The 12063-nt window shown below is 44.3% G+C and carries 3 protein-coding genes; all 3 read right to left on the bottom strand.

The window, feature by feature from the left end:
* Positions 1–24: 24 nt before the first annotated feature.
* The 3 genes from C805_RS19525 to C805_RS19535 are packed head-to-tail and all read right to left on the bottom strand — an operon-like array spanning position 25 to position 11938.
* Complete coding sequence (locus tag C805_RS19525) at positions 25–9012, bottom strand: non-ribosomal peptide synthetase (protein ID WP_016215709.1); 8988 nt, start codon at positions 9010–9012, stop codon at positions 25–27.
* Positions 9009–10808 carry an MATE family efflux transporter gene (locus tag C805_RS19530; protein WP_242832702.1) on the bottom strand — a complete coding sequence of 600 codons (1800 nt, stop codon included), beginning with the start codon at positions 10806–10808 and terminating at the stop codon, positions 9009–9011. Before C805_RS19530 ends, C805_RS19525 begins: the two co-directional genes overlap by 4 nt.
* Positions 10809–10819: 11 nt before the next feature.
* Complete coding sequence (locus C805_RS19535; RefSeq protein WP_016215711.1) at positions 10820–11938, bottom strand: hypothetical protein; 1119 nt, start codon at positions 11936–11938, stop codon at positions 10820–10822.
* Between the last annotated feature and the right edge of the window lie 125 nt (positions 11939–12063).

Below are 12063 nucleotides of genomic sequence, written 5' to 3' on the forward strand. Positions count from 1 at the left end.
AATCAGCATAAAATTTTCGTAGTATTAAAGCGTATCTGAAGATTCATCCTCAAAAAAGTTCAGCCCCTCCAGAGCTTTCATTGCATTCGCAAGGTATCTGTTATCCGTTATATTCCATTTGAATCCCAAACGGTAAAGCACTTCTGTTGTAAAGGCATTATCATAATCAATCGTGTAAAGTTCCTCATCATCATGAGAAGTATAAGCTATAAGCCCCGATACCGCATCACTTGTTTCATGTTCTGCCGCATACGCATTGACCGTCTCAATGAACTGATCTCCAGGCATGATTTTAATGTCAAATCCCCTCTCACGCATTTCATATATCACATCACTCATAAAAATCCTGTGGTTGTTGCAGGCATGGAATACCGTAAACCTGCTGTCTGTTCCCGCAAGACAGAGCACTGCCGCCGCTGTTTCATCAATTGGGGAAAATTCAGCGCTTTCATTCATGCTGTCCATTGGAAATGCGCCAACTGCAGCGTACCCACGCAAACTCCTTAGAAAACCGTTCGTGATAAAGTTAATCTGGAACTCCCCATCTCTGTGGCGGCTCATAAGATTGCCGACACGGATTACTTTCGCATCAAGACCTTTTGCAGCCGCTTCGAGCACGGCACGTTCTGCAAGGAACTTCGTGCGTATATACTCATTGGCAATCCTCTGGCCAAAATACAGATCATTTTCAGCAAATATTCGCTCCATCGGCGGCGTGCCGTCCATACCCTCGCCGCCTACTGATATGGTTGAAATCTGTATAAGCCTTCTATTTGCTGATGAACAGAGATCTATCAGATATCTGACGCCTGTTACATTGATTTTTTCTAACATCTCACCCGCTGCAAAATGTTTGACGCAGGCAGCGCAGTTGATCAATGTGGTAAAAGGTACATCTTTTAACCTGTCTACCTCTTTCCTGTCCGTTATGTCGCTGTCAATGCAGATAATCCTGCCGCCAAACAATTCGGTATATGGCAAGTCAAAATAATACATCAGCATATTCATCAGACGCCGCTCACCTGACTCATATCTGCCTTTGCGCACCATACAATATGCCTTGCCATCGTAATTGTCAAGAAATTCTTTTAACACATGAATCCCCAAAAAGCCTGTTGCACCCGTAATCAGGATATCGCCTAATTCCTTTTTCTCCGCACAGTCAGCGTTCTGCCTGTTATTTGCAGCAATCAGCGTATCAATTGCATTGTAGGAATAATTTGCAAATTCATCTGTATTTTCCTTCTGCACCTCATCTCCATATAATGCCCTGGCAAGCGCGCGCACCGTAGGATATTTGAATATATCTGCATATACCAGAGGAATCTTCTCATTCAGGCACATGACTGCAACCTTGGAAGCGGCAAGGGAAGTACCGCCAATCGCAAAGAAATCATCATCAATTCCTACTTTTTCCCGCCCTAATGCCTTTTCAAACAGCTTACACAGTTTTATCTGCGCTCCCGTCTGAGGCGCGGCATAATTGGTGCGCTCTTCCATAATGGCTGGCTTTGGCAAAGCATGCTTATCAATCTTTCCTCCAAGCGTAACAGGCATTTTGTCCAGATGCGTATAGAACGCAGGCACCATGTATTCCGGAAGCAATGGACTTAAAAATGCTTTCCAGTCCTCCTCTTTATACTCTGCCCCGGTATAATAAACCGCAATATATGTTACGCCGCTCTGATCCACAGGAATTGCCGCCGCCTCACAAACGCCGTCACGTTTCAGGAGTGCCCCCTCGATTTCGCCAGGTTCCACGCGGAATCCATTAATCTTAATCTGTGAGTCAATCCGCCCGATATATTCAATATTCCCGTCACCTTTCATACGCACCATATCGCCTGTATGATACAGCCTTTCCTCATCCTTGCATGTGGCAAAAGGATTTGGCACAAATACGGACGCTGTTTTTTCCGGCAGATTATGGTAGCCTCTTGCCACCTGCCGCCCTGCCACGCAAAGCTCCCCTGGCGCCCCCACAGGTACGCGCTTTAAGTTTTCATCTACGATGTAACTCCTTACATTGAGCTGTGATTTGCCAATGGGAATCGTTTTATATTCCTTGTCAACCACAAACTCTGTGGAGGAAACGGTATTTTCCGTAGGCCCATAGCCATTTACCATCATGTACTTCCTGTCATAATAGCGCTTAAACTTTTCGCCTCCCAGGGTGAGAATCCTTAAAGCGCAATCCCCTGTCAGAGTTTCCGCCACAAGCTCACCCATCTGCGTCGGCATGGTCGCTACCGTAATCGGCTCGTTTTCAAAGATACGGCAGACAGCGACAGCATCCTTCCTGACACTTTCCGGGAAAATATAAAGGGAGGCTCCCACCGCCAAAGGCATAAACAGGTCATGTACCGAAGCGTCAAAGCAGAAAGAAGAAAATTCACCGTACATATCCTCCGGAACCGTCTTATGGAAAGTGACTGTATGCTCAATTAATGTCATAAGGTTGCGGTGTTCCAGCATAACGCCCTTTGGTTTTCCTGTGGAACCGGAAGTGTAAATCATATATGCCAGATTCTCCGGAAGCGGCGGCGTCAAATCCGTCTTTTCTGTAAAGCCAAGTCCGTCTTTTTCTATCTCGTCAAGGTAAATTACATTTTTGTCATACCCCTCTGTCAGCGGTTGATATTTCCTCATAAGAAGAAGATTTTCACTGCCGCTGTCAGAGAGCATATATTCAATTCTCTCCTGCGGATATTCCGGATCAAGGGGAACATATGCGCCTCCCGCTTTCATAATTCCTACAAACGCCTCCACAAATTCCCTTGTCCTGCCGCACAAAATTCCGGCAACATTTTCCCGTCCAAAACCATTATTCTTCAGTTTATCAGCTATATACTCCGAGACTGCGTCAAGCTCTGCATATGTGATTGTACCGTTCTCATCTTTTACGGCAGTATTGTCCGGATATTTTGACACAGCTTCCCGGAACAGGTCGATAAAAGTCTTCCCCGTATACTGCGGCGTATTTACCATCTTATCCTGTTCATCGAACAGAAGGCGTATCTCTGACGGTTCCTTTCCATCAAGGAAAGCCCTTGTGGTGATTTCAAGGTTTTCTATCAGATACTCTGCCGTCTCCTTTTCAAACAAATCACTTCTGTATTCCAGTTCATAGATGTATGCGCCGTTTTCAATGCTCATCATAAGCGAGATCGGCTCCTTTGCCGCATTTAAGCCAAGAGGGATTTCTTCTGCATCCTCTCCGCAGATTTTCGTAAATGCAAAATTCCCGCCCTGATACACAAACATCGTATCAGGCTTAATATGGAAATTGCGGCTGATTTCCTGGAATGGATAAATATCGTGATCCATCATTCCCATAAGCTGGTTTTTAATTGTCACAAAATAATCTTCCGTATTTTTCGTTGTATCACACACCACAGGCAATGTTTTGACAAACATACCGACTGTATCAGAAAGACGTGAGTCATTTCTGCCATGATAGATAGTTGTAAATACACTTTTGGGGGCAAAATGGTATCTTGCCAGCGCTGCTCCAAATACGCCTGTGAAAAATACATTCTCTGTTATACCATATTTCTCACAGACCGCCTGCACAGCTTCCCTGCTGATGACATGGCTCTTTCTGCACAAATTCCCAACGCCCGGCGCCTCTCCATTTTTGTCAGGATAAAGACTGGTATCCGAGCTGCAGTCTTTCAATACAGCGGCGTAAAATTCTTCCGCTTTTTTATACTTTTCTCCCTGGACTGCCCTTTCGTTGTCAAGGGCCGCATCATAGGCAGTATATACCTCTGTCGTAAGCTCTTCGCCCTGATACGCCCTGTCGATATCCGACAAAATAACAGAAAGAGAGGTACCGTCTGCAATCAGATGATGCACGTCAAGGAACAGATAACTTCCCTCATGTGTCCTGTGTATCTCAAAACGGAACAGCGGCTCGTGAAACAGCGGAAATGGCCTTACCAGTTTTTCCCTGTCCATGCCGTCAATAATTTCAGCGGCGTATTCCAAATGATCATTCCTGCGCTGGCGTATTTCACCGTCCTCATCCATAAAAATCTGTACTTTCAGATATGGATGCGCTTCCACTGTCTGCTCTACTGCTTCTTTTAGCCGGATTAAATCTATCCTGTGACTTAACCGGAACAAATATGGAATATTATAAACCGTTGTTCCCATATTCGCCGTACAGTCTACAAAGATGCCTGCCTGCGTGTTGGTAAGCGGATACACCTCCCGCACTTCATGTATTTCGAATTTTTCCGCTCCCAGAAGAAATCTTTCTAACTGGACGACCGTTGGATTTTCTCTGATATCATTTGTCCTGATCGCCACGTCAAATTTCTTTGCCAGAAGTACATTCAGTTTTATCGCGCTGATAGAAGTCAGTCCCGCAAGCTGAATATCCGTAGTGATACCAAACTCCCTGTGTCCGATTGCTTCAGCAATACAGTCACAAATGCGCTGCTGCATTTCATTTTTCGGCGGAATCATCTCCTCCACTGCCTTTTGCGGCTTTGGCAGAGCGCGCCTGTTGACCTTCTGATTCTGATTTAATGGAATCCGGTCAATCTGCATCGTTACAGCCGGTACCATATACGGCGGCTTTGTTTCCATAATAAAAGCATTCAGCTTCCCTGTATCAATCTGTTCATCTGACACAACATACGCTGCGATGTATTTACCGCCGCCCTCCTCATCAAATGCAGCAACTGTGGCATCCTTTATCCCTGGAAAACGCCGGATCACTTCCTCCACTTCCGTAAGCTCAATCCGGAATCCTCTTATTTTTACCTGAGCGTCCCGTCTGCCCACAAAGGAAATATTTCCATCGTTTAAGTAGCGCACCACATCGCCTGTGCGGTACATCCGCCCGTATCCCTCCTGGTCAGTATAAGGATTTTCAGCATACACCTCTTTTGTTTTCTCCGGACGGTTCAGGTACCCCCGCGATACCTGCCTTCCCGAGACGAGCAGCTCACCGGACGCCCCTGCTGGCAGGCGGTGTCCCTTATCATCAACAATATAGAGTTTCAGATTATCCAGCGGCTTCCCGATTGGAATATCATCATAATACCGATCCATCTCAAAGATCGTTGTATAAACCGTGCATTCCGTGGGTCCATAAACATTGTAAAACCTGATACCCTCCGGCGGATTTAAAGGAACCAGCTTTTCTCCGCCCGTACTGAGATGTCTTAATGTTTTACTCTTTATTTCCATTGCGAACTGGCGTCCCACCTGCGTCGTCATAAAGGAATGGGTAAGCTGGTTCTCTTCAAAATAATCACAGAGTGCCAAAAGGTCAAGGCGTATTTCCTCGGCAATGATATTTAACTGCGCGCCTGCCGTGAGAGACGTAAAAATATCCATCATGGATGCGTCAAAACCATAGGAGGCATAGGCGGCCAGGCGGGCAGAACTGTCAAACTGATATTGTCTGTGATACCATGTGCAGAATGCAGTGATATTTCCATACTCAAGCATACAGCCCTTGGGCACCCCTGTCGAACCTGATGTGTAAAGCAGCGTAAACAAATCCTCCGGCTTTGGAGACGGCAGCTTTTCCACATATTCCGGCAGGTCTGGTATCTCATCAAGATACAATATCTGTCCTGTATAGCCAGACACCAGTTCACGCATCTTCTGTGTCGTAATCAACAGTTTCGCACCACTGTCTTCCAGCATGAAAAGCAGTCTGTCCTGCGGATATGTATGGTCAAGGGGCTGGCAGGCACAGCCGCTGCGGGCAACACCCATCGAACAGATTGCCATATATTCACAGCGCGGAATCAGCACAGCAGCTACGTCGCCTGCTGTTAATCCCCTCCGGATAAGATCGCCCGCAAGATTACGCGTTATTTTTTCAACCTCGCTGTATGTATATCTGACATCTTCGTATACAACGGCTGTGTTGGCGGGATATTTAACAGCAGCAGCCTCAAACATATCCACAACTGTTTTGCTGTCATCATAGGACACTTCTGTCTCATTAAAACTGTCAAGGATTTTTTCCTGCTGCTCTGAAAGGATTGTCACATCGGATACATTGCGGCAGCCGAATATGGATTTGAAAGCGGCATTGTAAGAATCCATAATATTCTGAACCGTTTCCTCCTGATACAAATCACTGCGGTACTCAGCTGTCAGATAATACTCCCCGTCATAGAGACGAACCTGGAGCAACAGCGGCTCTTTGGGCAGGTCAAGGGACAAATCCTCACCAACAGCAACGGTATTTCCCATCGGATAATCGTCTGTAAGTTCTGCCTGATATGCAAAAATCAGATCAGAAGTAATCCCATATTTTGCAGCAATATCGGAAAACGGGAAAATATCATTTGCCATGGAATTCATTAACTGTTCCTGTAAGGAAACCATATAGGATACCACCGTTGTCTTATCATCAAATTTACAATATACAGGAAGCGTTTTTACAAGCATGCATACCGTATTTTCAAGCCTCGAATCATTCCTGCCATTATAGATGGTCGCAAATAACGATTCCTTTGCATTTGACCAGCGGGACATCAGGATTCCAAAAACTCCGGTAAAGAGTGTATTCGGCGTAATTCCCAGTCTTTCACAGAGCTTAAAGGCCTCTTCTTCTGAAACTGACATTTTATATTCTGCCAGCCCTTTCCTGGGCGTATCTTCTTTTTTGTCAAAAATCGGAAGCGACTCGACTTCAAGCCCCTGAAAAATATTGTCATAATAAAGAGCTGCCTTTTTATAACCGCCTCTCTCCACTGCGTATTCCTCTGAAACAGCCGCATCAAAACCTGTATAGTCTTCCTCTGCCAGTTCTTCACCCATATAGGCGCGGTTCAAGTCCCTGAAAAAAATATCATAGGAATTTCCATCCGCCATGATGTGGTGAAAATCTACAAACAGATATTTCTTCGTCTCAGTCAGGTAGATTGTAATCCGAAACAGCCTGCCCCCTTCTAATTGAAATGGCTTCACAAGACTGTTCTTCTGAAACTCACTGTCTGTTGTTCTTATAATCTCAGGCACAAAATCTTCTGAAAAGGGTTTTTGAACCATTTCTCCCTCTTCACTGATCCCAAAACGCGCCGTCATATAGGAATGTGCCCGAATGGTTCTGGCAACTGCACTGGCAAGTTTCTCTTCCTCAATACTGTTGTCAAGGGTAAATAAAAACGGTATATTATAAATCGTTGTTTCCGGATTCTTCGCACACTCCGCAAAAATCCCTTTCTGGGAACCCGTTAAAGGATAAACGCCGCGGATTTCCCTTTCATCAGGTGCTTCTGCATTCCTGATAAATTCCTCCATAAGCGCCACCGTATTATACTGGATGATATCGCTGGTCTTTATCGCTATGCCGAATCCCTCTGCCAGCAGGACATTTAATTTCATTGCCCCCAGAGAAGTAAGCCCTGCACGGTAAAATGACGTGTTTATGCCAAAGTTGCTGTTATTGGTAACGGATGCTGCGATATCAAAAATCTTTTGTTGCATCTTATTTTTAGGCACCTCATGATCGCCCTGCTTCAACACCGGTTTCGGCAGGGATTTTTTGTCTATTTTCTGATTTGCCGTCAGCGGCATTTCCTCAAGCTGAATCAGGATATCTGGCACCATATAGTAAGCAAGGCTCTCTGCGGCAAAATCAGAAAGTTCCTGCGGCCCGATTTCTTTTGCGGCGGTATAGTATACACAAAGCTGCTCATCAATAACTACCGCTGCTGCATTCAACACATCTGCATGGCTTAGAATCACTTCCTCAACCTCACCCAGCTCAATCCGAAGGCCTCTGAGTTTTACCTGATTATCCTTTCTTCCATGAAATTCAATCTCCCCCTCAGAGTTAATCAGGGCAAGGTCTCCTGACTTGTAACCACGCATACCATGATACTCAATAAATACCTCTGCCGTCTTTTCAGGAAGGTTCCGATATCCACGTCCCACACCCTTTCCGCAGATGAGAAGCTCGCCAACCTGCCCATCCGGCACTTCTTTATTATTCTCATCAATAATATATACCAGCACATTGGCATTCGGTATGCCAATGGTGATATTCTCACTATTCGTAATCACCTTCATAGTACAGCTGATCGTTGTCTCTGTAGGCCCATATCCGTTCATGATATATGCTTCCGGATTGATTTCACATATTTTGTCATACAATCCTCCCTGAAATGCTTCAGCGCCTAAATCGTAGGAGCGAACCTGCTTTAATGCCTCCCGCATTTTCGGAATTTCCAGCATAACAGAAAGAAAAGATGGCGTTGTCGTTATATTATCAACGCCATGCTGCAGAATGGTGTCCGCAAGCAAATCCAGATTATGTATTTCCTCCTCTGTTGCAATAACAACTGTCATGCCATTTGTGAGAGGAATAAACTCTTCCATAATTGAAACGTCAAATGTCATTGCCGCAAGCGCAAGAACAACCGATGATTTTTCTGTAAATCCAAGGGTTTCATGGTTCTTTGGGTTTGCATTTACGAAATTTGACAGATTCCCCTGTTCAATCATAACGCCCTTAGGCTTTCCTGTAGAACCTGACGTATAAATAACATAGCATAAGTCTTTTTCATGAATTTCCCGATTGGGATTTTGCGTATTTTCACCTTTCAAAATCTCGTCGATGATAAGAGGCGTACACTCTGATGTCTCCCACAAATCCCTGAACTGATTCCTGGTCTTTTCATCTGTAATAATCCACTTTGCGCCACTATCCTCTAATATATAACGCACACGCTCCCTGGGATATTCGGCAGAAATACAGGTAAATGCCCCGCCTGCCTTTAATATTCCCTGTGTCGCAGTATAAACTTTTACGCCGCGTTCCAAAAGGACAGCTACCATCGTTTCTGCCTCTGCCCCATTTTTAATCAGAACATCTGCCACCCTGTTTGCATCAGCATTCAGCTCACCATACGTTTTCTTCTCGCTGCCTGAAATGACTGCCGTTTTGTCCGGATGCATTTCTACCTGTTTCTCAAACATACTTACTACCGATACAAAATCAGTTTCATAAATCGTGTCGTTAATTTTTTTCACCTTTCTTCCTCCTGTTCTATGTCAAATTCTAACACGGTATTATTCAAATCCATTGTACGCATATAACTGATGCCGGATGAGATTGTTTTCACAAGCTCAATCCCATGTATATCAAATTTCCTGCTGTCAAATTCATACTCAGTTGGATTAAAAGGCACTCCATTGTCCCTGATTCTAAGAAGCATCTTTTGCTTTTCTATCACCAGGCTGACGTCAATCCAATGAGACAGCCTGCCGCCATATCTGATACAATTTACGATCATTTCCTCCGCAGCCACCGCCACGATATTGGCTTTATTAGCGCTTATGCCATGATCCAGGCAGAACTTTTTTACCTCTCTGGGTACCAGCGCAGTCTCGTCCATATCCGCCTTCACGGTAAAATCAAAACATATTCCCGTTTCCTCAGGAAGCAGATAAAAATCCGTACCTTTATACCTGATTTTGCGGTAAATATATGCCGTAAGAACTGTCAGGATTTCCGAACATACAAAACTAAACGCCAGACCATTTATACCGCTGCCGCCCATTTTTACTTCCAGAATGATCCCAAAAGCTGCAGCGGGCAGCACGTAAATGCCATTTTGAAAGAATGTAATAATACTTGCCTGTTTTGACTCTTCAATGGATTCATAATAACCCACAAGAAATTTATTCCATACATATGCCGGCAGGCACAAAATAAAAATCCTGAGCGCTGTCCCCATCATGGAGGAAAGAGCTGAATCATCCACGCCAAACATAACGGTAACCGGCTCTGCAAGCGCCATAACAAGCCCAAAAATAAACAGCGTTGCAACCGCGCTTAATACAAGAACCCTTTTGCACAGCGCGCGGATACCAAAGTAATCCTTTTCCCCATAAAGAATTCCCGCTATATTTGGTATTACGCCTATGATTCCGGCCGTAATCATTTCCACAATCATAAGGACATTGTCGCATACCGTATAAACTGCCATCCCGCCTTCTCCAATAAAACGGATAATAATTTCATTCAGCCCAAAGGATTTTATTATGGTCATAATCATAAATACAAAAACCGGCGCCCCTGATATGACCGCTTCTTTCAGAGGAGCAAATGATTTGATTCTGACAAAGCCTATCATGCGCTTCGGGGAACGGATATAAAAGATAAAAACAACCATTCCAAGTAAAAACCCGGCCACCGTAGACAGGGCGGCGCCCGCAATGCCAATATGAGTGAATTTTAATAATATGTAATCAAGAATCAGATTGATAACATTAGAAATAATCAGATAGGCAGACGCAAGCCCAGGATGGTTTTCCACACCCAAAAAACTGGACATCAGAAGCCCGACGCCAATAATCGGAGCGCCAAGCATCCCTACAAAAAGATAATGGCCTGCAGGAATACTCAGATTTCCGCCCTTTGCCAGAGCGTCTGCAATGGGCATTGCCAAAAAAGGCGCCGCTGCAGCAATGATAAGTCCCACAACAACAGTTATCAATAATGTGAGCGAAAACAGCTGTGATGCTCCCTCTTTATTTCGCCTGCCAAGCAAAATGCCTGCTGCAATCGATCCTCCCATACCAAGACAATAGCCTGTTACCTGTATTAAAGTTTCCATGGGAAGAACAAGAGTTATTGCCGACATTGCCTCCGTCCCCAAAAAGTTCCCCACAAATACTGTATCAACGATGTTCCCCAGCTGCAGAGCCAGCGACATCATAATTCCCGGTAAAAGATACTTCCAAATTTTATTCTCTATAAGCCTTTCATTCCTCTGGTGCATCTGCTCCATCTCAATATCCTCCTGCCATACTTTTGCCTGCACAAATATATTTGCTATGCTGCAACCTTTGCCTGCAGCATATTGTATCCTCTTACTATAATTTCTGTCACCAGGATTGAAACCAATGCAAGAAGCCAGCATTGATAACTTTGAAAGCTCTCATAACCATTGATTCCGAGAGCAACAAAATATACAATGATATGCAGCGCATAATATTTTGATATATGTTCGCTATAATATAGAATCTGCTTTGCAACAGGATTCTCTGGCTCACGCAGTTTGCCATCCTTTCTGCAGATACTTTCCATAAAGAAAAATACGATAGCCAAAATAAATATGTGCGCCATGCCTGCCGCCACGTGCCAAAGGTTCGGCTGTGAATACGCATCAAGTAACGCAATATACATTTGGGATATATTCGAACCATATTCCCTGAACACCAATACCCACCATACAATAATGACCACGATGCCGGGAACAGCCAGCATGCCGTAAAATTTGTTTTTATCCTTCACATGCCGAAGGATTTTGCCAAAGGCAACTCCAAACATGGCATAGGACAGAAAATAGAGCGGCGTAAAGGAAACAAACTCTGCCTCTCCAATCAACAGTTTCATAATATACCCAAGCACTGGCACATCTACCGGCTTTCCATAAAGGAACGGCGCAATGATACTCATGGCCGCACCGATTATCACGTACCCTGCAATGTTCATATTCAGCTTCTTTAACAATGCCAATACAAAATAAATAATTCCGGTAATAAAAAAGATATTGATGTATTGAATGTATACCTCTGTCAGATATTTAAAATTATCCCTCCCGGTCCCCGTCAGGTTCCCGGAAACGAAGGGATAGGGAATTAGCAGAGCAATTACATAGACAAGGTTATTCAGATACTGATAAACCACCATGCGAACACCGCTCTTTGCCATTCCCACCGGCGTTGCATTCCTGCTGTAAACAGTTCCGATTCCCATAACGAAAATAAAAATAGCTGCGCCGGACATTGTTGCAAACATAAAAATCCACCGGGTAACGGAATCTTCCGGGGACATGGTTGCCTGAAAGGCGTGGACCAGGTAAATAAACAGCATAAAAATCCCTTTCAAATAATCAAATTCCCTCTGCCTTCCGGTATTTGTCTCTTCATGTGAAAATATAGCATTCATTTTTTCATCCTCTCTGAAAATAACGATTTGAAAAAATTATATCAAATACGCAGAGGACAACAACCCATTTGGGATTAAAGGGCATTTTTTAGGGAACAAATTACACTTTTTTATGTGAAAACTGC

It is taken from the genome of Eubacterium sp. 14-2 (assembly GCF_000403845.2).
In the GTDB taxonomy this organism is placed as follows: Bacteria; Bacillota; Clostridia; order Lachnospirales; family Lachnospiraceae; genus Petralouisia.

Excerpts from the sequence above, each read along its gene's own strand:
- C805_RS19535 (WP_016215711.1), bottom strand. The coding sequence starts at position 11,938 with ATGAATGCTATATTTTCACATGAAGAGACAAATACCGGAAGGCAGAGG.